Annotated in this window: 29 protein-coding genes; 17 read left to right on the top strand and 12 right to left on the bottom strand. The window is 67.4% G+C overall.

Annotated features, from left to right (window positions below; genetic code table 11):
* The 8 genes from flgD (at position 1) to E3C22_RS13435 (ending at position 5,699) form a co-directional block, all read left to right on the top strand.
* Positions 1-408, top strand: coding sequence for a flagellar hook assembly protein FlgD (gene flgD / locus E3C22_RS13470; protein ID WP_134762579.1), 408 nt, complete (start codon positions 1-3; stop codon positions 406-408).
* Between the two features lie 2 nt (positions 409-410).
* On the top strand, positions 411-683 hold the full coding sequence (gene fliQ, locus E3C22_RS13465) for a flagellar biosynthesis protein FliQ (protein WP_134762578.1): 273 nt from the start codon (positions 411-413) through the stop codon (positions 681-683).
* A gap of 209 nt (positions 684-892) precedes the next feature.
* Positions 893-3,004, top strand: a complete 2,112-nt coding sequence (flhA, locus tag E3C22_RS13460; RefSeq protein ID WP_134762577.1) for a flagellar biosynthesis protein FlhA — start codon at positions 893-895, stop codon at positions 3,002-3,004.
* Positions 3,001-3,756, top strand: a complete 756-nt coding sequence (locus E3C22_RS13455) for a flagellar biosynthetic protein FliR (protein WP_134762576.1) — start codon at positions 3,001-3,003, stop codon at positions 3,754-3,756. Before flhA ends, E3C22_RS13455 begins: the two co-directional genes overlap by 4 nt.
* Complete coding sequence (locus tag E3C22_RS13450) at positions 3,753-4,160, top strand: hypothetical protein (protein WP_134762575.1); 408 nt, start codon at positions 3,753-3,755, stop codon at positions 4,158-4,160. Before E3C22_RS13455 ends, E3C22_RS13450 begins: the two co-directional genes overlap by 4 nt.
* Before the next feature lie 57 nt (positions 4,161-4,217).
* Complete coding sequence (locus E3C22_RS13445; RefSeq protein WP_134762574.1) at positions 4,218-4,745, top strand: rod-binding protein; 528 nt, start codon at positions 4,218-4,220, stop codon at positions 4,743-4,745.
* 86 nt (positions 4,746-4,831) lie between these two features.
* Positions 4,832-5,179: a hypothetical protein gene (locus E3C22_RS13440; protein WP_134762573.1), complete on the top strand. Its 348-nt coding sequence runs from the start codon at positions 4,832-4,834 to the stop codon at positions 5,177-5,179.
* 4 nt (positions 5,180-5,183) lie between these two features.
* Positions 5,184-5,699: a hypothetical protein gene (locus tag E3C22_RS13435; protein ID WP_206026964.1), complete on the top strand. Its 516-nt coding sequence runs from the start codon at positions 5,184-5,186 to the stop codon at positions 5,697-5,699.
* Between the two features lie 32 nt (positions 5,700-5,731).
* Here E3C22_RS13435 and E3C22_RS13430 read toward each other — a convergent pair whose 3' ends face one another.
* Complete coding sequence (locus E3C22_RS13430) at positions 5,732-6,076, bottom strand: PilZ domain-containing protein (protein WP_134762572.1); 345 nt, start codon at positions 6,074-6,076, stop codon at positions 5,732-5,734.
* 181 nt (positions 6,077-6,257) lie between these two features.
* Here E3C22_RS13430 and E3C22_RS13425 point away from each other — a divergent pair, with 181 nt between their 5' ends.
* The gene (locus E3C22_RS13425; protein WP_134762571.1) at positions 6,258-6,755 is read left to right on the top strand and encodes a hypothetical protein; all 498 of its coding nucleotides are present in this window, start codon (positions 6,258-6,260) and stop codon (positions 6,753-6,755) included.
* Positions 6,756-6,825: 70 nt separating this feature from the next.
* On the opposite strand, the gene E3C22_RS13420 is transcribed toward E3C22_RS13425, so the two are convergent.
* From E3C22_RS13420 to E3C22_RS13410, 3 genes are all read right to left on the bottom strand, one after another.
* On the bottom strand, positions 6,826-7,143 hold the full coding sequence (locus E3C22_RS13420; RefSeq protein ID WP_134762570.1) for a polyhydroxyalkanoic acid system family protein: 318 nt from the start codon (positions 7,141-7,143) through the stop codon (positions 6,826-6,828).
* 161 nt (positions 7,144-7,304) lie between these two features.
* Complete coding sequence (locus E3C22_RS13415) at positions 7,305-8,678, bottom strand: DEAD/DEAH box helicase (RefSeq protein ID WP_134762569.1); 1,374 nt, start codon at positions 8,676-8,678, stop codon at positions 7,305-7,307.
* Between the two features lie 251 nt (positions 8,679-8,929).
* On the bottom strand, positions 8,930-10,114 hold the full coding sequence (locus E3C22_RS13410) for a D-alanyl-D-alanine carboxypeptidase family protein (RefSeq protein WP_134762568.1): 1,185 nt from the start codon (positions 10,112-10,114) through the stop codon (positions 8,930-8,932).
* A gap of 174 nt (positions 10,115-10,288) precedes the next feature.
* Between E3C22_RS13410 and E3C22_RS13405 the strand changes: the two genes are divergently transcribed.
* Together E3C22_RS13405 and E3C22_RS13400 are read left to right on the top strand one after the other, a co-directional pair.
* Complete coding sequence (locus E3C22_RS13405; RefSeq protein WP_134762567.1) at positions 10,289-10,705, top strand: hypothetical protein; 417 nt, start codon at positions 10,289-10,291, stop codon at positions 10,703-10,705.
* A gap of 72 nt (positions 10,706-10,777) precedes the next feature.
* Positions 10,778-11,287: a copper chaperone PCu(A)C gene (locus E3C22_RS13400; protein ID WP_134762566.1), complete on the top strand. Its 510-nt coding sequence runs from the start codon at positions 10,778-10,780 to the stop codon at positions 11,285-11,287.
* A gap of 457 nt (positions 11,288-11,744) precedes the next feature.
* On the opposite strand, the gene xseA is transcribed toward E3C22_RS13400, so the two are convergent.
* Positions 11,745-13,421, bottom strand: coding sequence for an exodeoxyribonuclease VII large subunit (gene xseA, locus E3C22_RS13395; RefSeq protein WP_134762565.1), 1,677 nt, complete (start codon positions 13,419-13,421; stop codon positions 11,745-11,747).
* A gap of 268 nt (positions 13,422-13,689) precedes the next feature.
* Between xseA and E3C22_RS13390 the strand changes: the two genes are divergently transcribed.
* Positions 13,690-14,361, top strand: coding sequence for a pentapeptide repeat-containing protein (locus tag E3C22_RS13390; protein ID WP_245514984.1), 672 nt, complete (start codon positions 13,690-13,692; stop codon positions 14,359-14,361).
* Positions 14,362-14,379: 18 nt separating this feature from the next.
* On the opposite strand, the gene E3C22_RS13385 is transcribed toward E3C22_RS13390, so the two are convergent.
* On the bottom strand, positions 14,380-15,327 hold the full coding sequence (locus E3C22_RS13385; RefSeq protein WP_134762563.1) for a LysR family transcriptional regulator: 948 nt from the start codon (positions 15,325-15,327) through the stop codon (positions 14,380-14,382).
* Positions 15,328-15,508: 181 nt separating this feature from the next.
* Here E3C22_RS13385 and E3C22_RS13380 point away from each other — a divergent pair, with 181 nt between their 5' ends.
* Positions 15,509-15,781 carry a YjiS-like domain-containing protein gene (locus E3C22_RS13380; RefSeq protein WP_167591767.1) on the top strand — a complete coding sequence of 91 codons (273 nt, stop codon included), beginning with the start codon at positions 15,509-15,511 and terminating at the stop codon, positions 15,779-15,781.
* A gap of 202 nt (positions 15,782-15,983) precedes the next feature.
* On the opposite strand, the gene E3C22_RS13375 is transcribed toward E3C22_RS13380, so the two are convergent.
* The 4 genes from E3C22_RS13375 to E3C22_RS13360 all read right to left on the bottom strand — a co-directional run bounded on the left by E3C22_RS13375 (position 15,984) and on the right by E3C22_RS13360 (position 21,048).
* Complete coding sequence (locus tag E3C22_RS13375) at positions 15,984-17,306, bottom strand: hemolysin family protein (protein ID WP_134762561.1); 1,323 nt, start codon at positions 17,304-17,306, stop codon at positions 15,984-15,986.
* 312 nt (positions 17,307-17,618) lie between these two features.
* Positions 17,619-18,569: a hypothetical protein gene (locus E3C22_RS13370; RefSeq protein ID WP_134762560.1), complete on the bottom strand. Its 951-nt coding sequence runs from the start codon at positions 18,567-18,569 to the stop codon at positions 17,619-17,621.
* A 211-nt stretch (positions 18,570-18,780) separates the two neighbouring features.
* Complete coding sequence (locus tag E3C22_RS13365) at positions 18,781-20,154, bottom strand: glutamate--cysteine ligase (RefSeq protein WP_134762559.1); 1,374 nt, start codon at positions 20,152-20,154, stop codon at positions 18,781-18,783.
* A gap of 156 nt (positions 20,155-20,310) precedes the next feature.
* Positions 20,311-21,048 carry a 16S rRNA (uracil(1498)-N(3))-methyltransferase gene (locus tag E3C22_RS13360; protein ID WP_134762558.1) on the bottom strand — a complete coding sequence of 246 codons (738 nt, stop codon included), beginning with the start codon at positions 21,046-21,048 and terminating at the stop codon, positions 20,311-20,313.
* A gap of 86 nt (positions 21,049-21,134) precedes the next feature.
* On the opposite strand from E3C22_RS13360, the gene E3C22_RS13355 reads away from it, so the two are divergent.
* The 3 genes from E3C22_RS13355 to E3C22_RS13345 all read left to right on the top strand — a co-directional run bounded on the left by E3C22_RS13355 (position 21,135) and on the right by E3C22_RS13345 (position 23,541).
* Complete coding sequence (locus tag E3C22_RS13355; protein WP_134762557.1) at positions 21,135-21,932, top strand: SDR family oxidoreductase; 798 nt, start codon at positions 21,135-21,137, stop codon at positions 21,930-21,932.
* Between the two features lie 111 nt (positions 21,933-22,043).
* Entirely contained in the window at positions 22,044-22,994 is a 951-nt protein-coding gene (locus tag E3C22_RS13350; protein ID WP_134762556.1) for a DUF6454 family protein, read from the top strand.
* A 97-nt stretch (positions 22,995-23,091) separates the two neighbouring features.
* A complete protein-coding gene (locus E3C22_RS13345; protein ID WP_245514983.1) occupies positions 23,092-23,541 on the top strand; it encodes a GNAT family N-acetyltransferase in 450 nt (149 codons plus the stop codon).
* Here E3C22_RS13345 and E3C22_RS13340 read toward each other — a convergent pair.
* Entirely contained in the window at positions 23,525-24,265 is a 741-nt protein-coding gene (locus E3C22_RS13340; RefSeq protein ID WP_134762554.1) for an ArsR/SmtB family transcription factor, read from the bottom strand. The two genes, E3C22_RS13345 and E3C22_RS13340, sit on opposite strands and share 17 nt — an antisense overlap.
* A gap of 300 nt (positions 24,266-24,565) precedes the next feature.
* On the opposite strand from E3C22_RS13340, the gene E3C22_RS13335 reads away from it, so the two are divergent.
* Positions 24,566-24,736: a DUF1127 domain-containing protein gene (locus E3C22_RS13335; RefSeq protein ID WP_245514982.1), complete on the top strand. Its 171-nt coding sequence runs from the start codon at positions 24,566-24,568 to the stop codon at positions 24,734-24,736.
* Between the two features lie 5 nt (positions 24,737-24,741).
* On the opposite strand, the gene E3C22_RS13330 is transcribed toward E3C22_RS13335, so the two are convergent.
* Entirely contained in the window at positions 24,742-25,587 is an 846-nt protein-coding gene (locus E3C22_RS13330; protein ID WP_134762553.1) for a helix-turn-helix domain-containing protein, read from the bottom strand.
* Positions 25,588-25,918: the final 331 nt, after the last annotated feature.

The raw sequence follows: 25,918 nt of genomic DNA, 5'->3' as shown, positions 1-25,918 counted from the left end.
ATGAGCGTCGGCGCCGTATCCTCGACCACCTCGACCACCGCTGCGCAGACCGGCATCACCAATGCGACCTCCGGCACCGGGTTGGACTACGACGCCTTCCTGAAGCTTCTCGTCGCCGAGATGTCCAACCAGGATCCGCTGAACCCGACGGATTCCACCGAGTATGTCGCGCAGTTCGCCACATTCTCGAATGTCGAGCAGGCGATCGCCACCAATTCGAAGCTCGATTCGATGCTGGCGGTCTCGGCGCTGACCCAGGCGAATTCGCTGATCGGCAGGGCCATCACCTCGGCCGACGGCTCGACCGGTGGCATCGTCGCCGCGGTCCGCGCCGGCTCCAACGGCATCGAGGCGGTGCTGCAGAGCGGCGAGTCGGTGATCCTTCAGACCGGAACGGTGGTCGCCTAGCCATGAATGAAGCGGAAGCCATCGAGATCGTCCAGCACGCCGTCTGGACCATCTTCGCCGCCTGCGGGCCGGCGGTCGGCGCGGCCATGGCCGTCGGTATCCTGATCGCCCTGTTCCAGGCGCTGACGCAGATCCAGGAGGTGACGCTCACCTTCGTCCCGAAGATCCTCGCGATCTTCTTCGTGATCGCGCTGACCGCGTCCTTCACGGGCGCCCAGGTCTTCGCCTTCACCCAGGAATCCTATTCCCGCATCGAGACCGGCTTCGATCGCTGACGCGGCTCTAGCTCTTTCGGTTCGCCATCGCTTCCAGACAGCCCGCCCGCCGGATCTCCGGCCGGCGGGCTTCGTCGTTTCTGCCGCCGGCGCGGCCTGCACCAGGACCCGGACCAGCCTGAAGCAATCTTGATCTGCGACGAGGATCGGGGCGCACCGCGCTGACATCTCCGGCGACATGCGCCGGAGGGAATGACGGGAGTGGCATGATGGCGGTCGACATTCTGAAGCCTGGCGCGTCCGCCGCGCAGAAGACCGACGGCGAAAAGAGCTCGGGAAATCGCGAGATCGGCTTTGCCATCGCCGTCGTGATGATCCTGACGGTGCTGTTCATCCCGATCCCGCCGTTCCTCATCGATATCGGCCTGTCCTTCTCGGTGGCGCTGTCGATCCTCATCCTGATGGTCGCGCTGTGGATCCAGAAGCCGCTCGAATTCTCCGCCTTCCCGACCGTCCTGCTGCTCGCCACCATGCTGCGGCTGTCGCTCAACATCGCGACCACCCGGATGATCCTGTCGCAGGGCCACGAGGGCGTGAACGCCGCCGGTCACGTCATCGGCGGCTTCTCGCAATTCGTCATGGGCGGCGACTTCTTCATCGGCATCATCGTCTTCGTGATCCTGATCACGGTGAACTTCCTCGTCATCACCAAGGGCGCGACGCGTATCGCCGAGGTCGGCGCGCGCTTCACCCTCGACGCCATCCCCGGCAAGCAGATGGCGATCGACGCCGATCTTTCGGCCGGCCTCATCGACGAGAAGGAATCCCAGCGCCGGCGCAAGGAGCTCGAAGAGGAGAGCTCGTTCTTCGGCTCGATGGACGGTGCGTCGAAATTCGTGCGCGGCGACGCCATCGCCGGCCTCATCATCACCGCCGTCAACGTCTTCGGCGGCATGGTCATCGGCATCACCCGCTACGACATGGATGCCGGTGCGGCCGCCGACGTCTTCACCAAGCTGTCGGTCGGCGACGGCCTCGTCTCGCAGATCCCGGCGCTGATCGTCTCGCTGGCCGCCGGCCTCCTCGTCTCCAAGGGCGGCACCCGCGGCGCCGCCCAGACCGCCGTTCTCGGCCAGCTCGGCTACTATCCGCGGGCCCTGTCGCTCGCTGCCGGGCTGATGGCCGTCCTCGCGCTCCTGCCGGGCCTGCCCTTCATTCCGTTCATGACCACCGCCGGGGCGATGGCCTTCGTCGCCTGGACGGTGCCGAAGAAGCGCCGCCAGGAGGAAGAGGCCGTCGCCGCCAAGAAGGCCGCGCAGGACAGGCTCGCGGCCGACGCGGAAAAGGATTCCGTCAAGGAATCGCTAAAGATGGTCGAGATCGAGCTGGTGCTCGGCAAGCAGACCTCGGCGCATATGATGGCGAAACGCGACGAACTCGCCCGCCGGGTCCAGAAGATGCGCAAGCGCTTCGCCTCGCGCTACGGCTTCGTGGTGCCCGAGATCAAGCTCTCCGACGACCTGACGATCGATCCGAAATCCTATCACATCAAGATCCACGGCACGACGATCTCGGCCCAGCCGCTGCGGCTCGGCGAGATGATGATTGTGCTCGGCGACGCGCCCGGCCCGGACGTGCCCCACGACATCACCAAGGAGCCGGCCTTCGGCATGCGCGCCGCCTGGGTGTCGGAGAGCTTCACCTCCGAACTGAAGCGCCAGGGCTTCGAGCCGATCGACACCCTGTCGATCGTCCTCACCCACCTGTCCGAGGTGATCCGCAACAACCTCGCCCAGCTTCTGTCCTACAAGGACATGCGGGTGCTGCTCGACCGGCTGGAGAGCGAATACAAGCGGCTGATCGACGAGATCATCCCCACCCACATGTCCTATTCGGGCCTGCAGGCGGTGTTGAAGCTGCTCTTGGCCGAGCGGGTGTCGATCCGCAACCTCAACCTCATCCTCGAGGCCATCGCCGAGATCGCGCCGCATGTGCGCCGCTCCGAGCAGATCGTCGAACATGTGCGCATGCGCATGGCCCAGCAGATCTGCGGCGATCTCCTGCACAATGGCAAGCTTTCGGTGCTGCGTCTCGGCAACCAGTGGGATCTCGCCTTCCACCAGGCGCTGAAGCGCGACGCCAAGGGCGACGTCGTCGAGTTCGACATCGATCCGCGGCTGGTCGAGCAGTTTGCCGCGGAAGCGACGAAGGTGATCCGCGCCAAGATGGACCAGGGCGAATCCTTCGTCCTCGTCTCGGCGCCGGACGCCCGCCCTTACGTGCGGATGATGATCGAGCGGATCTTCGTCACCCTGCCGGTGCTGAGCCATGTCGAGATCGCCCGCGGCGTCGACATTAGGCCGATCGGGTCGATTTCGTGATCGGCCAGCTTCCCGACGTCGTCCTGGCGCTGTTCCTGATCTTCTGCCGGGTCGGGACCTGCCTTCTGGTGATGCCGGGCGTCTCGTCGGCGCGCATTCCGGCGCAGGTGCGGCTGTTTCTCTCCTTCGCCGTGTCGCTGGCGCTGGCGCCCTCGCTGCTGCCGCTGGTCCAGCCGCTGGTCGAGGCCGGCAGCGAGAGCGAGCATCTCCACCTGATCTTCTCCGAAGCGATGATCGGCTTCTTCATCGGCATGCTCGGCCGCAGCTTCATGCTGGCGCTCAACTTCGCCGGCCATGTCGTCGCCAACTGCATCGGCATGGGCCAGGCGCTCGGCAACGCCATCGAGGATCACGACCAGTCGGCCGCCATCACCTCCTTCATCACCATGACGGCGACGACGCTGATCTTCGTGCTCAATCTCCATGCCGAGATCGCCAGAGCCCTCGTCGCCTCCTATTCGGCGCTGCAGCCCTCGATCGGCTTCACCGCCCAGGCGAGCCTCATCGCCATCACCGACAATCTGTCGGAGGCGTTCTTCCTGTGCCTTCGGATCTCCAGCCCCTTCATCATCTACGCCGTCATCGTCAACGTCGCCATCGGCCTTGCCAACAAGCTGACGCCGACGATCCCGATCTACTTCATCTCGCTGCCCTTCGTGCTGGCCGGCGGGGTGCTGTTGTTCGCCTATACGATCGGCGACTTCCTGACGATCTTCATGCTGGCGTTCCAGAACTGGGTGCTCAACGGATGAGCGAGACTGCCGACCGCGTCAAACGGCTGAACCGCATTCTCAAGGTCCAGGCGCAGAAGCGGCTGCTCGAGGAATGGCGCATCGGCCAGCTCCGCGAGCAGCGCCTGGCGCTGGAAAAGAGCGACGCCGACATCCTCGCCAGCCTCGGCGTCGACAACGCTCTCCACGGCCTCTTCGTCGGCGCCAAGGTCAGCAATCTGAGGCGCAACGAGGTGGAGCGCCAGCGGCTCTCCGACGCCGAAAGCGAGGCGGAGGAGCGGCTGCGGCAGGTGCGCCGGGTGGAAAAGAGCATCGAGAAGGAGCGCAGCAAGACCGGCCGCATCGCCGACGCTGAAGCCGAGGCGGACGAGCGCGACGCCAGCATCGACGCCTTCCTGGCGCGCACCGTTTCAAGCTTCGAATAAGCCGGACCGACTAGAACGTCAGCAACGATCGGCACTCCAGGACCGCGCCACGCTTTCATGACGGCCATCACCGACTTCACCATCCATCCGGCAGCGCTCGCGAAGACGCAGACCGACATGCGCAGCCAGGCCTCCCGCCCGGCCGGAACGGATGCGGCCAGCGAGAGCTTCGCGGTGGCGCTCGACAGTGCCAAAGGCGCGGCCGAGGCAGGCGCGACAGGGACCGCCGCCGAGACGACGCTGCGCCCGCTGGTCAAGCACGAGGCCCGCGAGGTGCCGGCGCTCGAGCAGTTCGAGGGCTTCGTCCTCAGAACCTTCATCGAATCGATGCTGCCGAGCGAGGCCTCGGAATTCTTCGGCAAGGGCACCGCCGGGTCGATCTGGCGCTCGATGATGGCCGAGCAGATCGGCAACGAGATCGCCAAGGGTGGCGGCGTCGGCATCGCCGACACCATCGCCAAGAAGGACGGAACCTTGTCGGCCGAGCGCGCCAGGGTGGAGGCGAGTCACGGCGCCGCCGAACTCGGCGCCGATGCCGGCATGGCCGCTGCGGCGAGCGTCGGCTCGCAGCGTCGCGGCGGCTGAGGCCGGGCACGCGAGCGCCCGCGGCAGAAGGATCGACCGCTCCGTCGCGGACGGATGACGGTGAAAAAACGAAAAGGACGGCTGGGATGTATCAGGCAATCGAAAAGGCGGCGGACCGTCTGGAGGCGATCCTCGCGCTGGAGATCGACACGCTCCGCGGCAAGGCGAGCGAGCCGCTGTCCGAGCTCACCACGCGCAAGAACCACTGCCTGCTGGAGCTCAGCCGCCTGTCGCGCTCGCTCGCCGGCACCGCCGATCGCGATCAGCGCATCGACGACCGGCTGCGGCTCCTGCAGAAGGCGCTGAAGGAGAGTCAGCGGGTGCTCGGCCTGCATGTCCAGGCAAGCCGCGAGATCGGCGGCGTGATTGCCGCGACCATCTCCGCCGCCGATTCCGACGGCACCTACACCACCGCCGTCCTGCGCCGGGGCTGAGACGGTGATCAAGCTGATCGGCATCGGCGTCTGGGCGGCCATCGTCGCGCTCGGATCGAGCTACGTGATGGCTTCGGTCTTCGCGCCGACGCCGGAGGTCGCGGAAGAGAAGCCGCCGACCTATTTCGACGGGCTCGACTACAAGTCGACCGACAGCGTCACCATCCCGATGATCTCCGACGAGCGGATCAAGGGCTACATTCTCGCCCGCTTCGTCTACACGATCGACGGCAAGGTGGGGAACACGCTGAAGGTGCCGCCGGATCCGTTCATCCTCGACGAGGTCTTCCGCCGGCTCTATTCGACCGACAGCTTCGACTTCGACCATCCGGAAAAGTTCGACCTCAGCGAACTGACCAGCTCGATCCGGGATGCGGTGAACACCCGCTTCGGCCAGGAGCTGATCCACGAGCTGCTCGTCGAGCAGTTCGACTATATCGCCAAGAAGGACGCCCGCGCCGTCAACCCGGCCGAGGGGCAGACCGCCAATGCGGTCCACATCAACAAGCCGGGCCACTAGCGGACGTCGGGATCGAACCAGCAGCGGGCGGCTCAGTCGGGCAGGGCGTAATAGGGGCCGGTGAGGCGCCTGATCTCCGCCCGGCTCGGACGGATCTCGACGCCGGCGAGCCGCAGTCCGACCTCGCGGTCCTTCTCCCAGACCATCGCCACCGGCAGAAGCATCATCTCGATCTCGTCGAGAAGCAGGAAGCGGGGCGGCAGCGGGCGGTCCGTCTGGCGCCTGACCCTCGCGCCGCCCGTCGACAGGTCGAACAATGTTCCCTCGTCGATGAACCGGCAGGAGAGGCTGGCGAGCTTGACCGGCCGCAGCCTCGTGCGCCGCCGCGGGAAGCGACGGTTGTCATGGCTGTCGATGACGTCGGGACAGGTCCGCATTTCGCGAGGATAACCGGCAGGGACCAACAAAGTCTGAACCCGCCGGAAAGTCAGCGTCAGTGATTGCCGCGCTTTGATCGGGCGCGTCGAGAAAAGATTAACTCGGGCCTGCGATGGTGGGGCCGTCGAAGCCGCATGACGCTGCTTCGGCATCCTCCCCCACCGATCCGAGGCCATCGACATGAGGAAAAGCGCGACCGCGAAGGCGACCGTTTCGGCGGCTGAACAGCTGCGCGCCGCCCACCGCTCGGACCGCATCGTCAAGGCGCTGTCGCTCGGCCTCTTCGTTTTGTCGACCGGCTTCTTCTCGGTGGTGACGGCGATTTCCTACATGTATCCCGGCTATTTCGACCGGCTGCTGATGGAGCGGATGGCCCAGGCCGACATCGATCCGATCGCCGTCGGCTCGACCTCCAAGGCCGAGGACGACGCCGAGACGGAGAGCGTGCCGCCGCTACCGGTGCCGCAGCTCGTGCGGCCCTGGACGCTGGAGCCGAAGGACTTCACCATCGTGATGGTCTACGATCACGAGGCCCATCTCGCCTCGCCCGGCGAGCTCTGGCACGTGCAGGTCGGCTCGACGGTTCCCGGCCTCGGCAAGATCCTCGACATTTCCGCCGATGCCGATGGCGGCATCGTCAAGGCCGAGAAGGCGACGCTGAAAGGCGTGCCGCGCTGATCTGACCGGCGCGACGGTTATCGGCCAGAGCGACCCGATCGGAGCCGCCGGATCGGAGCCGGACGCCGGCTCAGCTCGGCTTCTTCTCCAGAAGCAGCGTGCCTTCCTTCTGCAGCTTGCCCTTCAGCTTGCCGGCGATCGAGGCGAGGAAGCCCGGCAGGTCGATCTCGACATGGACATTGTCGTCGAACACGTCGAGGCGGCCGGTGACCGTCTGGCCCATCACCCGGGCACGAAAGTCGAGATGGTCGCCCTCCCAGGTGTCCTCGAACTTCACCATGCCGCCGAGCATGTCCTGGCGAAGACTGGCGAAGCCGCCCTCGATGCGGGCTCGCGCCGTCTCGCGGGTCAGCTTGTGGGGGATGTCGACCTTCACCGTTTCGGCCATCGAATTCTCCTCAAATCGTCGTCGCTGAAAGATATGGCGATCGGCGGAGCGGGGCGCAACGCCGGTATCGCGCCCGAACGCGCCCTGTCTGTTATTCCAACGAAAAGAGCGCGAGGTTTCCCCCGCGCTCCTGGTCTTGCCTGCGATCGAGTTTCGCGGGATCAGGCGCCGGCGACGCCCTGGCGCTGACCGCCGCCACCGCCGCCGCGGCGACGCCGGCGCGGGCCCTGGCGCTGCTGGCCGGCGCCGTCCTGGCGACGGTTCTCGCCGCCCTTGGCGTTGCGCGGCGCGCCCTGGCCGGGATTGCCGCGGCGCTGCTGGCCGTTGCCGTTGCGGCCGCGCGGCTGGCGCGGGCCGCGTGCCGGCCGCTCGTCGCTCTCGTTCATGGCGCCTTCCGGCACCTTGAAGTCGGTCGGCTGCGGCTCCAGCGTCTGGCGCGTCAGCCGGGCGATCGCCTTCAGCTTCGAACGCTCCGACGGATCGATCAGCGCGATCGCCGCGCCGGACTGGCCGGCGCGGGCCGTGCGGCCGATGCGGTGGACGTAGCTCTCCGGCTCTTCCGGCAGCTCGAAATTGACGACATGGGTGATGTTGTCGACATGGATGCCGCGGGCGACGATGTCGGTCGCGACCAGCACCCGGGCCGAGCCCTTCTGGAAGGCGGCGAGCGCCTTCTGACGGGCCGCCTGGCTCTTGTTGCCGTGGATCGCCAGAGCCGGAATGCCGGCCTTTTCGAGATCGCCGGCCAGCCGGTTGGCGCCGTGCTTGGTGCGGGTGAAGATCACCACCTTGGCGAGCGAGGCGTCGGCGAGCCGGTCGATCAGCCAGTGCTTCTTGGCCTTCTGGGGCACCAGATAGACGCTCTGGTCGATCTTCTCGACGGTGACCACCTCGGGGGTGACCTCGACGCGGACCGGCTTGGTCAGGATCTTCGCGGCGAGGTCCTCGATCGACTTGGGCATCGTCGCCGAGAACAAGAGCGACTGGCGCTCGGCGGGAAGCTTGGCGACGATCTTCATGACGTCGCGCACGAAGCCCATGTCGAGCATCCGGTCGGCCTCGTCGAGCACCACGTGCTCGACGCCCGAAAGCTCGACGGCGCGCTGGTTCATCAGGTCGAGAAGCCGGCCGGGCGTCGCGATGACGATGTCGACGCCGCGGGCGAGCGTGGTGATCTGCGGGCGGATCGAGACGCCGCCGAAGACCACCGTATGGGTGATTTTCGTTCCGGCCGTGTAGGACTTCACGTTCTCGGCGATCTGCGAGGCGAGCTCGCGGGTCGGCGTCAGGATCAGCACCTTGGTCTGCCGCGGCGCCGGGCGGCCGCCCTTTTGCAGGAGGGCGTGGATCACCGGCAGCGAGAAGGCCGCCGTCTTGCCGGTGCCGGTCTGGGCGATGCCCAGCACGTCGCGGCCGGCCATGACGGCCGGGATCGCCTGCGCCTGGATCGGCGTCGGCTCGGTGATGGAAAGGCGCGCAAGCGCGGCGGTGAGCGTGTCGGCAAGGCCGAACGCCTGAAAATTCTGAGAGGTCAAAGCATGCCTTTGGATGCGTGCGGCCCGGGAGGCGGGCGGCGGAGATGCCGATCGTCTTCGCGCGGGCGGACGGTTCGGCGGGCCATGTCGGGCGGGCCGGCGGCGGGGCCACCAGGCCGATCCGAATTCGTCGAGGGCTTTCGGGGAAAGCGTCAGTCAGCGACGATCGCGCGATCACGGCGTGATGGCGCTCATATCGCGCCTTTGCTGCGCTGCGTCAAGGTGCAATCGACCGTCGCGTGAGCAAATGCTCAGTCGTCGGCGGGCCCGGCGCTGTCGCCCGCCGGTGCGAACTGCCCGGCCACGGTTTCGGCGATACGCGAAAAGACGCCCGCCCGCTGAACATCCTCTGCAGCATAGAGCGGCACCTCGCGCATCGTCTCGTCGCCGCGGGTGAACACTGCCCAGCCGGCCCGCTGGCCCTTGGCGACGGGGGCGGGGAGGGGTCCGTTGCCCTCGATCACCCGCGTCACGTCCGACAGGCTGCCGCGCGGCACCAGCACCTTCAGCGTCTCCCCGGCGACGAGCGGCACCGCGGCGCTGGCGCCACCGGCGACCGTCGCCTCACCCACCGGCTTGCCCGCCTCGAGCAGCGTCACCTCCTCGAAGTCCTGCAGGCCGAAATCCATCAGCCGCTTGGCCTCCCTGGCGCGCTCGTCGGAGGACTGCATGCCGGACATGGCAAGCACGATGCGCCGGCCGTTCTTCGTCGCCGAGGCGACGAGGCCGTAGCCCGATGCCGCGGTATGGCCGGTCTTTAGCCCGTCGGCGCCGAGCGCCAGCAGCGGGTTGCGATTGCGCTGGGTGATCCCGTTGAAGGTGAACTTCTCCTCCGAGAACAGCGCATAGTCCTTGGGGAACGTGTTGATCAGATATTCCGACAGCACCGCCAGATCGCGCATCGTCACCTGCTGGCCGGGGGCCGGCAGGCCGTGCGGATTGACGAAATGCGAATGCGACAGGCCGATCGCCTTCGCCTCGGCATTCATCTTCTCGGCAAACCGCTCCTCGCTGCCGGAGATGCCCTCGGCAATCACGATCGCGGCGTCGTTGCCGGACTGGATGATCAGGCCCTTGATCAGGTCGTCGAGGCTGACCTCCTTGTGGACCGGCAGGAACATCGTCGAGCCGCCGGAATTGGCGCCGCCCGTCCGCCAGGCATGTTCGGAGACCTCGAATCTGGCGTCGCGGGTGATCTCGCCCTTCTTCAGCATGTCGAAGACGACGGCGGCGGTCATCAGCTTGGCGAGGCTCGCCGGCGGGATCGGGTCGTCGGCATTCTTCTCGTAGAGCACCCGGCCGGTGCCGACATCGACGAGGATCGCCGTCGGCGCCTTGGTGTCGAAGGCGAGTGCCGGCGCGGCCGGCCCCAGAGCAAGCAGGGCAAGGCCGAGGAAGAGGCGGGCGACGGCGGCGAGGGGGCGATCGAGCGACATGGGAAAGGCGTAGCCGCCACCGGGCGACGCTTCAAGCACATCACGGGAACTTTGCCGGCCGCGCGAGCGGTTCCTGCCGGGCCTTGGGAGCGGAGCGCGGGGCCGCCCCGCGCCCGACGCGCCGCGGGATCAAGTCGGATGACAACCACGGCGTTCTCTGCGACAAGGATCGCCATGCGCGCGCTTCGGCTCTTCCTCGGAGACAGGTTCCAGGCAGCGGCCTTCGTCGTCCTTCTGGCGCAGGTCATGCTGCTGCAGTCGGTGGTTGCCGGCGAGCGCTGCCTCGCCATGGCCTTCGGCGAGGGAACCACGGTCCTGTGTTCCGGCCGGACGATCCTGATCGACGCCGCCGATCCGGGAGCCGAACTGCCGGCGAAGGCCCCGGGACACTGCCCCGACTGCCCTTCGGCGACGCCTTGTGGCGGCTCGTCCGGCCTTGCTGCGGCGATACCCGTTTCGGGCGCGGCAATGCCGGCGGCGCCCGCCCCCGCCATCGCGATCGAGCACCCGCGGCCCGGTCAGGCGCCGCTGTCGCGCGCATTGCCGCCCGGCCTTCTCCGCCAGCGCGGCCCGCCGGCCCTCACGGTCTGAACGACAGTCGATTCCCGCTTCCAGCCCGCCGACAAGTCTCGGCGGCGACGTCATTCCTCACGGAGAATTTCCATGCGCTTACTCACGACGGCCATCGCGGCCGCGTCGCTTCTGGCTGCCGTCGCATCCGCCGGCGCCCATGAATACAAGGCCGGCGACCTCGAAATCGGCCATCCCTGGAGCCGCGCCACCCTGCCGAACGCGCCGGTTGCCGGCGGCTACATGTCGATCACCAACAAGGGCAGCGCGCCGGACCGTCTCCTCGGCGGATCGACCCCTGCGGCCGCCTCCGTCGAAGTCCATGAGATGACGATGGAGGGCGACGTGATGAAGATGCGCCCGCTGAAGGATGGGCTCGAGATCAAGCCCGGCGAAACGGTGACGCTGACGCCCGGCAGGTTTCATCTGATGCTGATGAAGCCGAACAAGCCGTTCAAGGAGGGCGAGCGGGTGCCGCTGACGCTGACTTTCGAAAAGGCCGGAAAGGTGAAGGTCGAACTCGCCGTCGACAAGCCGAATGCGAAAGGGCCGGAGGGCGGCCAGGCCGCGATGGGCGACATGAAGCACGAGGCCGGGAAGTAGGCGGCGCGTTCTGCTGGCATCCCTTTGAAAGGGGATCACGGCTAGGGTCTGTGAGTCCGGGCGATGCGGAGGGCGTGGTCGAGGCGCCGAGATGGCGGGACGGCGCGTTGCGCGTTGCGCTTGGGTACCCCCCTCTGCCTGCCGGCATCTCCCCCTCAAGGGGGGAGATCGAGACTGCAGACCGGCCCGCGCCCAGGCTCAGGGGTCGTGCGACTGCAGGCGAGATCGTCATATGCAGAGCATCGCACGCAAGCGGGAGAGGCGGGGTGCCGAGGGCGACGCTTCGATCTCCCCCGGTGAGGGGGAGATGTCCGGCACGACAGAGGGGGGTGACGCGGGCAACCAAAGCGACCGGAAGGCCCCAAGGGGGCCGGGGCCACCGAAGTAACCGGAGGGCCTCATCGGTATGGGGGCTACCGAAGCGACCGCAGAGCCCCGAACCGCCGAACGGCCTGCCCTAGAACAGCGAGCCCTGGCCCTCGGCCGCAGGCTTCGATCGCGGCTTGCGCGGCCTTGGAGAAGATCTCGTTCCGGCTGCAGCATCGCCCCCCGCGGAGCGCGCATCCGCAGCGTCGCCGGCGGGCGCACGGCTTCCCGGCGGCGACACGGGACCCGCGACGGGCCGCGGCTCGCCGTCGGTGACCACCGCGCCGCGGCGCTCGTCGCCGGCGAACTGCAGCGTCACCGGCATGCCCGCCGAAAGCTCCGAGGCTCTGGTGAGGGCGTTGTCGGCTTCGTCACGGACGATGACATAGCCGCGTTCGAGGACGTTCAGCGGCGACAGGCTGGCGGCGAGGCGCCAGGCATTGTCGACCCGCTGGCGCCGCCGGGTGCGCTCGAGCGCCTCGATCCGCTCCAGCCGGTCCGACAGCTGGCCGAGCGACAGGCGCGCCGCCTCGCTTCGTGCCTTCAGCGTATGCGGCTTGAGGTCGGCCGCGACGCGGTCGAGGCGCCGCCTCGCAGCGTCGAGCCGCAGCCTGACGCCGTGGTCGGCATGGACACCATGGTGGCGCAGCGTCGCGCGCTTGTCCCTCAGCGAGGCTTCCAGCGTCGAGGGCACCAGCCGCGCCGAGGCCGAGGCGAACAGCCGGCGCTTCTCGCCGACGGCGTGGCGCAGGTTTGAGCCGAGGCCGGTGGTCGCCTCGTCGAGCCGGCGCCGCGGCATTTCGAGCAGCGCGTCGATGCCGGGCATCGCCCTTACGAGCGCGGCAAGGCCCTTCTTCTCCTGATCGAGCCGGCGGGAAACGGCGCCGGCAAGCCTTGCGTTGTGACTGGCGATCTGGGCGGCGAGCTCGGCGCGCACCGGCACCGCCATTTCGGCCGCGCCCGTCGGCGTCGGCGCGCGCATGTCGGCGGCGTGGTCGATCAGCGTCCAGTCGGTCTCGTGGCCGACCGCGGAGATCAGCGGGATCGCGGAGGCGGCAGCAGCCCGCACCACCGCCTCGTCGTTGAAGCCCCAGAGGTCTTCGAGGCTGCCGCCGCCCCTGGCGACGATGAGGACGTCAGGCCGCGGCACGGCGCCGCCCGGCTCGATGGCGTTGAAGCCCTCGATGGCCGCCGAAACCTCGGCGCCGGAGGTCTCGCCCTGAACCCTGACCGGCCAGACCAGCACATGCACCGGGAAGCGATCGGAGATGCGGTGGACGATGTCACGAATGACGGCGCCGGTGGGCGAGGTGACGACGCCGATGACCCGCGGCAGGAAGGGCAGCCGGCGTTTGCGTTCGGCTGCGAACAGCCCCTCCGCCTCGAGCTTCAGCCGCCGTTCGTTGAGGAGCGCCATCAGCGCGCCGGCGCCGGCCGGCTCGATCGCCTCGATCACCACCTGATATTTCGACGAGTTCGGATAGGTGGTGAGCCGCCCGGTGGCGATCACCTCCAGCCCTTCCTCGGGCTTGAAGGCGAGGCGCGAGAAGGTCGTGCGCCAGACCACCGCGTCGATCCGGGCCCGATCGTCCTTCAGCGTGAAATAGGCGTGTCCGGAGGAATGCGGACCGCGATAGCCGGAGACCTCGCCGCGGATGCGCACATGGCAGAAGGTCTCCTCGACGGTCCGCTTCAGCGCCCCGGAGATTTCCGAGACGGTGTATTCGCCGACATTGCTCTGGGGGGTCGATTCGGACGCAAGGCTCATGACGTCCAGTTTGGCGATGCATGCAGCCGGCGACAAGCCTTGCGCCGTATCCGGCTTGTCCCTGCCGCGCTTCGGGCGATCACGGCCTCGCGTTTTGACCCTCTTTCATCCGGGCCGATAGAAGATCGGCAAGGGCCCGCGAGAAAGACGGGCACACGGGAGGATTTCCATGCTTCAATGCCGCCTGCCGATCGTGGCTGCCTCGATCGTCGCCGCTTTCGCGATGACGTCGCCTGCCGCCGCGCAGACCATGATGAGGGGGCTCGACATGTCTTCACCACGCATGACCGAGGCCGAGATCGGCCGCGGCGACATCGAGGCGATGATCGGCAGGGGAGGGCCGGTGGATCTGTCGCGCAAGGCGCTGAACGGTCTCGATCTCTCCGGGCTGAACCTTGCCGGTGCCGACCTCACCGCCGCCACCCTCAACGGCACGAGCTTTGCCGGTGCCAATCTGTCCGGTGCCAAGCTCGATCAGGTCTGGGGGCTGAAGGCGGATTTTTCCAACGCCAATCTCTCCGGCGCCAATCTCTTCCAGGCGCAGATGATGGATGCGGATTTCACAGGCGCCAACCTGTCGAAGTCCCGTCTCGTCGCCGATCTCTCGCGGGCCAGGCTGATCGACGCCAATCTTTCCGGCGCCGACCTTTCGGCCGACATGCGCAACCAGTCGATGGGCATGATGCGCGGGGTGCTGAATTCCGCAGACCTCACCGGCGCCAATCTCGCCAATGCCAATCTCGCGCGGGCGGCGGCAGAATTTGCCGATTTTTCCGGCGCCAATCTCACCGGCGTCGACCTGCAGAAGGCCGAGCTGGCGGGCGCGAGATTCGCCGGCGCCAATGCCGACGGCGCGGATTTTGCCGGCGCCGATCTCCGCTCGGCAGAGCTGGGCGGCCTCGGCGGCACGCCGAAGAACCTCGAGGCGGCAAGGCGCTAGGAATTCTGCGCGCCGCGTCTATTCGGCGGCGACGGCCCGCGGCCGCTGGCTGCGCACGATCCGAGTCTCGGGCAGGCTCTTCGGCCTTGCGGGCCTGTCGCTCGCCGGCAGGTTGGCGAGGCTGTCGCGGATATGGTCGACGAGGGCGCTGACGATCGGGCCTTCGGCGGTGCGCGAGCGGATGACGCCGATCTCGTTGTCCTTCAGCCGCGGAAAGCCGTCCTGCTCGCCGAGAACCCGCATGCCCGGGCGCAGCGCGCATTCCGGCAGGACGCCGACGGCAAGGCCCGAAAGCACCGCCGAGGCGACGATCTGCGCCGACCAGGACGAGAACAGCACCTTGTAGCGCCGGCCGGCATCGTCCAGCGCCTTCAGCCCTTCCGATCGCCACGGGCAGGTGTGGCGGCCGAGCGCCAGCGGCAGCACCTCCTCCTCGTGGACGTCGTGAGCCGCCGAGGTCATGAAGTGCAGCGGCTCGTGCCTGACGATCTCCGGAACCACCGAACCGACCGTGCAGTCGGCGACGAGGGCGACGTCGAGCCGGCCCTTGTCGACATGGTCGGCGAGATTGGACGAGGGCTCGCAGGCGATCTGCAGCTCGACCAGCGGGTTGGAACGGGTGAAGCGGGCGAGGATCTCGGGCAGGAACCGTTCGGCATAGTCGTCGGGCAGGCCGATCCGCAGATGGCCCTGGATCGCGTCGGGATCGAAGGCCGACAGGGTCTCCCGGCTGAGACTCAGCATCCGCCGTGCATAGGCGAGGAGGCGGGCGCCGGCATCCGTCACCTCGATCGTCCGGCCGTTGCGCTCGAACAGCGAGACGCCGAGACGGTCCTCCAGCCGGCGGATCTGCATCGAGACGGCCGACTGGGTCTTGAACACCTCCTCCGCCGCCTTGGTGAAACTGCCGGCGTCGACGATGGCGACGAAGGTGCGGAGCTGGTCGAGATCGATCGGTGATGCCATGGCCGTTTCCATCAATCTGGTTGATCCTGAACATTACTAACATTCGTTGGTGTGATCAATGTCACAGGCATACATTGTCGAAGTCAGGAATAACTCAGGGGTCGCCACGGACCATCGCTCGGCGATGGGAAGAGCGACCCCGTTTTTTCCCGACCTCAATGGCTGCGAAAGGATGAAAGCCATGACGATCACTGCGAGATCCACCTCTCCCGCCTCCGGCCGCGTCGTCGCCGGGATCCTCGTCCTCGCGACGGCCGCACGCGCGATCGTCACGACCATGATCAACCGCCGCCGCGTGCAGGCGCTCGCCGACCTTCCGGACTACATGCTGAAGGACATCGGGATCCGCCATGACGACATCGCAACGGCCCTCGGTGCCGACTGGCGCGAGGATGCGAGCTACAAGCTCGCGCTGATCGCCGCGCACCGCCGCAGGGGCGTCCTGGAAGGTTGAGCGCGGCGAGAACGACCCCCGGCGTTTCGCCCCAGAGACTGATACTTCCCAAGGCGCCCGATACGGCCGGCCGTTCCCCCGACGGTCGGCCGTTCCGCATCTCGCGCATCGGCCCGACGATCATGGTCGATCCGGTGAGCGCGACGAGCAAAAAGCGGAGCGTCGGAACGTTCCTTGCGCGTCCGACACGACGGACCGCGCGCTATTGTTCGACGCTGGTCTCGTCTGCTTCCGCTTCGGCGTCGATCAGCCGCTTGAACAACAGCTTGTCGATCCGCCTGCCGTCGAGATCGACGACCTCGATCTCGTAACCGTCCCACTGAACCCTTTCGCCGACATCCGGGATGTGGCCGAAGAGCTCCAGCACGAGGCCCGCGGCAGTCTCGAATTCGCGCTCGTCGGGCATCGACAGGTCCTCGATCGCCTGGGCCAGCCGGTCGACCACCATCGCCCCGTCGACCAGCCAGGAGCCGTCCTTGCGGCGAAAGGCCCGCGGCACCTCCTCGCCGGCTTCCGGCAGCGATCCGGCGATCGCCGCGAGGATGTCCTGCGGCGTCGCGATCCCCTCGAAGGAGCCGTATTCGTCGAGGACGATCGCCATGTGGACGCCATGGGCGCGGAACTTCTCCAGAAGCTTCAGGATCGGCATCGATTCGCTGACATAGAGCGGCTCGCGCATGATATCCGAAATCACCACCTTGCCGGTCCTGTGCTGGCGTTCCAGCACGTCCTTGGTCTGGACGATGCCGACGACCTGATCCTCCTCGGTGTCGAGAACCGGGTACCGGGAATGGCCGGCGGAAACGACATCGCCCACCGTCTCGCTGGGCTCGTCGCGCACGTCGAGCCAGTCGACGTCGGGTCGCGGCACCACGATGGAGCGGACGTGGCGGTCGGCGATGCTGATCACCCCCTCCAGCATCTCGCGCTCCTTCTGCTTGAAGACGCCGCGTTCGGTGCCTTCGGCGATCATCGCCCGGACGTCTTCCTCGGTGACCGTGTCGTTCTCGTCCTCGCGGATGCCGAAGATCGACGTCACCGCGCGGGTGGACGCCTCGAGAACCCAGACGACGGGGCGGCCGACCATGGCGACGAGCTGCATGGTCGGCGCGACGAAGCAGGCGACGCCTTCCGGCCTCGACAGCGCCAGCTGCTTCGGCGCGAGTTCGCCGATGACCAGCGAGAAATAGGTGATGACGACGACGACGGCGACGAAGGCGGCATCGTCGGCGATCGGGCCGACCACCGGCCAGTCGCGGATGGCCTCGGCCAGCGGTCCGGCGAAGGAGGAGCCGCCGAAGGCGCCGGCGAAGATGCCGACGAGGGTAATGCCGATCTGCACCGAGGAGAGGAAGGTGGTGGGGTTCTCGGCGAGCCGGAGCGCCGCATTGGCGCCGTGGCGGCGCTGGCGCGCCAGCTGTTCGAGCCGGCTCTTCTTCGCCGAGACGACGGCGAGTTCCGACATCGCGAAGAAGCCGTTGAGAAGGATCAGGGCGAAGACGATGGCGGCATTGACGAAGAGCAAGGGATCTCCCGGCGCTGAGGGTCGGTTCCGATCCCGGCAGCAGCTCTGGCCGGCTTCGGTCTGACGGTGAAAGAGCCAGGATATAGGCGCGCGGGACGCGCCGCGACAGGCTCGCCAGCCTAACGGGTGCTGCCGCCGGTGGTTCCGGCCGCAAGTCGCGCGGGATAGCGGCGGTTGCGGTCATACGACGGCGAGGGACGCGGGAAACGGATCAGGGGCAGCGCGCCGAGGCATCCGGAGCGGCGGCTTGCTGAGATTGCACGACGCCCTTACCTGATCGCTGCAGCCGGCAAGTGCCCCTGTCGGCGCGGCTCAGCCGTCTTCCGGCTCGGCCTTGCCGGTGGCGTGGGGCGAGAAGATCGCCATCATCCGCCGGGCATAGTCCTTCTGGAAGGTCAGCGCCGCTTCGGCAAGGCTCTCGTCCGGCGGCGACGGCGCCTGTTCGGCCTCGGGCCGCGATGCGGGCGCCGGGCGCGGCTTCTCGGCAGTTGCCCCGGCCTTGGCGGCGGTTTGCCCGCCGGCCGGCGCCATGCCGCGGGCAAACTCCTCCATCAGCGCCGGATAGAGCGAGAAGAAGGCCGGCGCCGCCGGTTCGGCCTTGCCGGCCGAGGGGCGCGGGGTCTTCGACGGCCCAGTCTCGGGCGGCAACCAGGGCACCCGGCCGGTCAGCGCATCGCCGAACAGACGGTTGAGATAGTCCGAGCCCGGCAGGGGCGGCGACGTTCCGGCGCGGGGCTCGTCCGAGGGGCGGCCCATCGCCTCGACGGCATTGGCGCTCCGCCGCAGCATTTCGGCGACGGCGCCATGATAGTTTCCCTCGGCGATCTGTCTCGGCTGGCTGCGGGTGAGATTGGCCATCATCATCCGCAGCATGGTGCCGATGGTCATCACCGAGATGTTGCGGATCATCTTCTCGACGGTATCGGGCGCAACGCCGCTCGCCACGGACACCTGGCGGGCGACGGAGGAGACGAGGTCCTTCGAGCCGAACAGCGCATTGGCGAGGTCCCGGGCGACCGGGCTCGCCGTCGCGCCGCCGGCAAGGTCGGACGCCTCGTCGTCCATGAACGGCTTGTAGAGGCGGGAGATCTCGCCCCAGGCGCCGGGCACGATCATCGCGCGCTGCAGCGCCAGGGCGAAAGCCGGGGCAAGCGCGGTCGTCGTCTTGCGCAGCTCCTGATGGCTGAGCTTGAACGCGTCGGCGAGCCGATCCGCGGCAACGCCGGAGTCACTTGCTGTGAGCCAGTCGAAGAAGTCCGTCATGATCGGCCTGTCGGCTGGGTGCCCGTTTCAACATCAGGAGATGCTACAGCATCGTGCAGAAAAGCAAAATGGAAATCGGCGGTTCGAAGACCAGCCCGAGATCGTCGCAAAAATGATATCGCGGGCGCTTAATCGCTGATTTCAATGGTTGTTTGCAATCGTCTCAGACGCCCAGGCCGGACCCTGCGGCTGCGGCGGATCGTCCGTTCGTTCAGTAGCTCAGATGCTTGAACAGCCGCGGCATCGAGCGCTCCCACTGTTCCTCATAGAGCCGCACCAGTTCCTCCGCCGAGGTGGTACCGCGGGCGACCACCTCTTCCAGCGGCGCGAGGAAGAAGCTCTCGTCGTTGCCCTCGTCGTTCAGCCGGCCGCGGGCCTTCAGCCCCTTGCGCGCCATTTCCAGCGTCTTGCGGGAAAGGTCGAGCACGGTGGCATCGCGGAACCTGGTGCGGAACCCCTCGCGCGGCACGTCGCGGCGCATCGCCGAGACTTCCTCGAAGCTCCAGTCGGCGGTCATCTCGTCGACCTCGCGCAACGTCGCGTCGTCATAGAGGAGGCCCACCCAATAGGCCGGCAGGGCACAGATCCGCCGCCACGGGCCGCCGTCGGCACCGCGCATCTCGATGAAGCGCTTCAGCCGGACGTCGGGAAACAGCGTCGAGAGATGGTTGACCCAGTCGCCCATCTGCGGCTCGGGATCCTCGACTTTGCCCTTGAGAGCGCCGTCCATGAACTGGCGGAATGTGACATCCGTCGCGTCGTGATAGCGCCCGCCGCGGGTGACGAAATACATCGGCACGTCGAGCGCCCATTCGACATAGTGCCGGTAGGTGAAATCCTCTTCGAAGACGAAGGGCAGCAGGCCCGAGCGCTGGTTGTCGACATCGTGCCAGACCTCCGAGCGCCAGGAGACGAGGCCGTTCGGCTTTCCCTCGGTGAAGGGGGAGTGGGCAAACAGCGCCGAGGCGACCGGCTGCAGCTTCATGCCGACGCGCATCTTGCGGCGCATGTCGGCCTCGTCCGAAAAGTCGAGATTGACCTGGATCGTCGCCGTTCGGAGCATCATGTCGAGGCCGCGCGTGCCGACCTTCTTCATGTAGCGGCGCATGATGTCGTAGCGCGACTTCGGCATGATCGGCGTTTCGGCCAGGGTCCAGAGCGGCGAGGAGCCGATGCCGAGAAAGCCGATGCCGAGCTCCTTGGCGACGGCGCGCACCTCGGCGAGATGGGCGTTGGATTCCCGGCAGGTGGCGTGGATCGTCTCCAGCGGCGCGCCGGAGAGTTCGAACTGGCCGCCCGGCTCCAGCGAGATCGCGCCCTGGCCGCTGGAGCCGAAGAGGCCGATGATCCGGCCGTCGTCGACGATCGGCTCCCAGCCGGAGAGCGACTGCATGCCTTCGAGGATCGCGCGGATGCCGCGCTCGCCCTCATAGGGGACCGGCGAGAGGTCTTCGAGGTAATAGCCGAACTTCTCGTGCTCGGTGCCGATGCGGAAATCGGCGGCCGGCTTCTCGCCGTCCTTCAGATGCCCGATCAGGTCGTCCATCGTCGAGATGGGGGTGAGATCGGTCGTGTCGCGCGCCATTTTGTCGTGTCCATTCGTTGCGCTGGGCGCCGTTCATCCGGCGCGCGGAACCGGCCATTCCACAAGATGGCGGTCTGCCCCGAATCGTCGCATCGCGCAAGACGGCTTCGGTTGACGGTGCGGCCAGCGGGCTTCTGCGAGGTTATGCGTTAGCCCTCACCAATCCCCGATCGTTGCCTGGACGACGGCCAGCGCCGCAACGGCGGCGGTGTCGGCCCTGAGGATCCGTGGCCCGAGCGAGATCGCCGTCACCCCCGCCTCGCCGCGCAGCCGCTCGCGCTCGTCGGCGGAAAAGCCGCCCTCCGGCCCGATCAGCAGCGAAGCGGGGCCCTTCGCCAGCCTGCCGAGCGTCGCGATCGGGCTTTCGGCATCCTGCCGCTCGTCGCAGAAGATCATCGGCCCGCAAGGCAGATACGCTGCCAGCGCCTCGTCGAATTTCAGCGGCTCGCGGCAGTCGGCGATCGTCAGGATGCCGCACTGCTCGGCCGCCTCGATCGCGTTCGCCCGCATGCGCTCGACATTCACCCGGCTCGCCTGGACATGCTGTGTCATCACCGGCTGCAGGATGCCGGCGCCCATCTCCACCGCCTTCTGCACCATGTAGTCGAGCCGTGCATGCTTCAGCGGGGCGAAGAGATAGGCAAGGCTTTGCGCCGGCGTCTGCGCCCGCAACCGCTCCTCCGGCACGAGATCGGCCTTCTTCTTCGCCGGCTTTTCCAGCCGGCAGCGCCATTCGCCGTCGCGGCCGTTGAAGGCGAGCACGGCGGCGCCGGTGTCGAGCCGCATGACGGCGGTGAGATAATTTGCCTGCGCCGGTTCGAGGGAAAACCTGGCGCCTTCGCCGAGATCGGCCTCGACGCACAGGCGCGGGCTTTTGAAATCGTAGTCGGGCATCGCCTCTCGCTCCCTGCCGCGCCGCAACCTAAGCCGCAGCGCGCCGTTGTCGGCGCAAATCATCCAGTCACTCGAAGGGACGTTTCATGGATTTGCAGATCAGAGACAAGGTCGCCCTCATCACCGGCGCCACCGGCGGCATGGGTTTCGCGACCGCGAAGATCCTCGCCGACGAGGGGGTGAAGCTGGTGCTGTCGGATCTGAAGATAGACCAGCTCGAAAAGGACGCGGCGTCGCTGCCGACCGAGGTGCTCTGCGTCGCCGCGGACGTCACCGACCAGTCGGACGTCGACACCATGGCGCGCAAGGGCCGCGAAACGTTCGGCGCGGTCGACATCGTCGTCCATACCTCGGGCATCACCGGCGCCAAGGGCCATCCGCTCGACATGACAGACGAGGACTATCTGGAAGCCTGGCAGATCGACTTCATGTCGGCGGTGCGCGTCGCCCGGGCGACCTTCCCGGCGATGCGCGAGAAGGGCTGGGGCCGCTTCGTCTGCATCACCTCGGAAAACGCGGTGCAGCCCTATTGGGACGAGGCGACCTACAACACCGCCAAGGCGGCGCTGGCGGCCTTCGTGAAGAACCTTTCCTACAAGGAGGCCGAACACGGCATCCTCTGCAACACCGTCTCGCCCGCCTTCATCGAGACGGCGATGACCGACGGCATGATGGAGAAGCGGTCCAAGGAAATGGGCGTCTCCTTCGACGAGGCCGTCGAGAGCTTCCTGGAAGAAGAGCGGCCCGGCATCGCGCTGAAGCGACGCGGCAAGGTCGAGGAGGTGGCGGCGGCGATCGCTCTCGTCGTCTCGGAGCGCGGCTCCTTCATCAACGGCTCGAATCTCAGGGTCGATGGCGGCTCTGTGCAGGCCGTCCAGAACTAGGAAAACGGGGCAGCGCCCGGCCGTTATCGCGCTGCAACAATCCTCTGCGACAAACCGCTCCGGCTCCGTTCGCTACGGCCGGGGCGGTTTTTGTATCCGGAGGATCGGGTGATGAAGTCCTTGCTTGCGATGGCGCTGATCGCGACGGTCGTGGCCGCTCCCTTGTCCGCAGCCGCGGACGAGACCGCTGGCACGGCCGTCGGAGACCGGTTCATGACGCTCACCCGCGGCGCCGCCTGGTCGCCGGCCGGGGAGATCACAGTCGGTTTCGACACCTTCCATCCGCAGGGCATGGTGAAGATCGGCGACGATTTCTTCGTCTCGGCGGTGAATATCATCCAGAAGCCGGAAAAATACGAGGCGCCGAAGGACGGCTACGACCGCGATGCCGGCGAGGGCGAGGGGCATCTCTTCAAGATCGGGCCGGACGGCAGGATGCTCGGCGATCTCAGCCTCGGCGAAGGCACGATGTATCACCCCGGCGGCATCGACTTCGACGGCGAATATCTCTGGGTGCCTGCCGCCGAATACCGGCCGAACAGCCATTCGATCATCTACCGTGTCGATCCGAAGACGATGCAGGCGAAGAAGCTGTTCACCTTCGCCGACCATATCGGCGGCCTCGTCCACGATACAGCGACCAACACGCTGCACGGCGTTTCCTGGGGCTCGCGCCGGTTCTATGCCTGGCCGCTCGCCGAGGACGGCAAGCCTGAGAACGCCGACGCCGAACCGGCGAAGCTGCGGGTGATGAATCCGGCCCAGTACATCGACTATCAGGACTGCCACTCTGCGGGCGCCTCCCGCATGCTCTGCTCCGGCCTCAACACCTATAGGACCGCTCCGGACGCCGAGCCCTTCCGCCTCGGCGGCATGGAGCTCGTCGATCTGGAGACGGGCCGCCCGGTCTGGCAGCTGCCGGTGGAGAAGTGGGCGCCGTCCGGCCTGCCGATGACCCAGAACCCGTTCTTCGTCGAGGCCCACGGCGACGGCCTTCGGGCTTATTTCATGCCGGACGACGATCGGTCGACGATCTTCGTCTTCGACATCGCCGCAAGATAGCTCGCCGCTGGCGAAACCGTCCTCACCGGGCGGCTTGCCGCTCCCCCCGCCGCGGCCTATCAGGCTGGCAAGCATGCCAGGGGACGGGGAATCAGCGATGGAAATGCGGCGCGCGACGAAGGACGATCTGCCGGCGATCGTCGGGCTTCTGGCCGACGACGTCAGGGGCCGAGCCCGCGACGATGCCTCGCTGCCTCTCGATCCGGCCTATCTTGCCGCCTTCGAGGCGATCGACGCCGACCCGATGCAATATCTCGCCGTCGCCGTTCTAGATGGCCGGATCGTCGGCACCCAGCAGCTCACCCTCATCCCCGGCATCGGCCACAAGGGCGCCTGGCGCGGCCAGATCGAGGCGGTGCGCATCGCCTCCGATCTGCGCGGACAGGGGCTCGGCGCTGAGATGATCGGCTGGGCGGTGGAGACCTGCCGCGAGCGGGGCTGCCGGATGGTGCAGCTGACCTCGGACGCCAGCCGTCTCGACACCCACCGCTTCTACGAGCGGCTGGGCTTTCAGAAATCGCATTTCGGCTTCAAGCTGACGCTGTAAGCGCTTCCCACGCCGAGACCGGCCTGTCGAGGGGCTCGCAGCGGAACAGCCCGCCGGCAAGCGCCGCCTCGCCGGTGCGGGTGACCCGCAAGGCACGGCTGCCCGCAACTCGCGCCACCCATCCTCGCCCGAGCGCATGGGCGAACAGGGCCGTCCCCAGCCGCCCGCCGATGTGAAAGCGCCGCTCGCTCCAGTCGAGACAGCAGCGACAGAGCGGCCGGCGGCCCGCGGCCGCGCCGAGCTCCAGCCCGAACCGCGCGAAGAACGCCGAGCCCGCCTCGGTGACATAGCCGCCCTCGTCGGAGAGGACGAGGAAGCCGCGCTCCTCGAGCCGCTCCGCCAGCTCGACCGCGAAGCGGCCAGCCATGTGGTCGTAGCAGCTGCGGGCACGGCGCAGCGCCTCGTCGCGCGGGCCGACCGGGCGATGGCGCGGCGGGGTGAGGTCGCTCGCCGCCATCAGCGTCTCGATCATCGCGGCGACCTTCGGGCCCGAAAGCCGATAGTAGCGGTGCCGCCCCTGTTTCAGCGTGGTGATCAGCCCTGCCTCGGCGAGCTTCGCCAGATGGCCGCTGGTCGTTGATGCGCCGACGCCGGCATGAGAGGCGAGCTCGCCGGCGGTCAGCGCCTGCCCGCCGGACAGCGCGCAGAGGATGTTCGCCCGGGCGACGTCGCCGATCAGGCTGGCGGTGGTGGCAAGGGTGATGCCGGAGGCAAGGCTCGTCATGGCCCCGAGGCTACCCCATCGCGGCAACGCCGCCCAGCGTCATCGTTTCGGCGGTTGCCGAAGCATCGCGCCGCACGGTCGGCCTATCCCTTCGCCGAGCGGAACCGCTTCAAGGGACAGACGATGGCACATCAGACGATCGCGAAGGCGACGCATCGGAGGCAGCAGCTGCCGAAAGCTCCTGCGCATCCGGCTACAGCATCGGCCCGAAAATCGGAATCAATTTCGGAAAGCACGATGCGTAGATTCAATATTTTAGAGCGTCCTTTGGGCGTCCGTTCAGACGCACGGCGCTCTAACGTGCGGCAGTCGCTGCAGGTCGTCGCCAGCCTCACGGCGCTGATATGGCGCTGGACATGCCGGCACCGCCAGCGGCGCGACCTCTCTGACCTTTCCGACTGGCAGCTCCGCGATCTCGGCCTCACCCGCGACGAGGCCGAGGAAGAGGCGCGAAAGCCCTTCTGGCGCTGACGGGCTCAGTCCGCAACGCTCATCGCTTCAATGAAGCGGGGGGCGTTCTTCGCCTCGACGTCCGCCTCACGCACCAGGCCGTCGAAATGCCGGGTCAGTTCCAGCACCTGCCGGCGCTCGGAAAAGACCAGGTAGAACCGCCCGACATAGACGCTCGCCTGCAGCGGTCCGAAGATCGTCACCGGCGCCGAATAGACCTTCTTGCGGTCGAAAAGATGAAGCCGCAGCGAGGGATAGAGCTCGTCGGCCAGCTCGGCGAGCCGCCTCAGCTGGGCGGCGCGCTCTTCGGCGGCAAGGCCGCGCCAGTAGCCTTCGCCGGCGGCAAAGCCCTCCAGCGTGTCGACCGGCATGGCGATCTCGTAGTCGGTATCCGGCGCGCGCAGATATTGCAGCCGGTCGCGCATGTCGGCGATCGCCTGGTCGGAGGTGCGGCCGACGAAGTCGCCATATTCGAAGCGCAGCACCGCCTCGGACTTCAGCATGTCCGGCAGGGTGGCAGGGACATGGCGGATCTTGTAGCCGCGTGCCTCCTCGTGCCAGCGGAAGATCCGCTCGTCGGAGGGCGCCCTCGCGGCCTCCTCCATGCGCATCGCCGCCTGCAGCATGTCGGCGCCGCGCTCGTGGCGGTCGGACAGGCCGAGCAGCCAGTCGGACGAGACGGCCAGCGCGCCGGCGCATTCGGCGGCGAACTGGGCATTGGGCAGCCGCCCGTCCTCGGCGGAAAGCGCCAGCGAGACGGTCGAGCGGTCGGCGCCGGTCGCCCGGGCAAGGCCGCTCTTGGTCATGCCGGCGCTCTGCATGGCGGCGGCCAGCCGGTCGCGGAAGAGGCGGGAGCGTTCGCGCTTGTCCATGGCGTTCCGTGATGATTGTCACCAATCGTGCCTATCACGCCGCAGTGTGATTTTCTCCCGAAAACTTTCCCGGCTGGCGATCTGACGACGGAAGACGGTCGACGTTGCAAGGCCGCTGCCTGCTCAAGCAACGCCCGGCTTTGCTTGTAAAAACATCGGCCTGTCGGCGTCGTCGTCGCGCATCGATCGAACAAAGCCGGAGGCGATCAGCAGCGGAAGGCATCGATCGATGCCGTCGCGATAGTCGGGATAAACCGTCTGACAGCACCGAAAACCTCGCCGGACTTAAGTCTATCTTCGGACTTGCCGTGCAGCCTCGTCAGCGATCGAA

The sequence above is a fragment of the Jiella endophytica genome (genome assembly GCF_004519335.1).
In the GTDB taxonomy this organism is placed as follows: Bacteria; Pseudomonadota; Alphaproteobacteria; order Rhizobiales; family Rhizobiaceae; genus Jiella; species Jiella endophytica.
The sequence above is the reverse complement of the archived record's forward strand: the minus strand, read 5'-3'. Positions and strand labels throughout refer to the sequence as shown.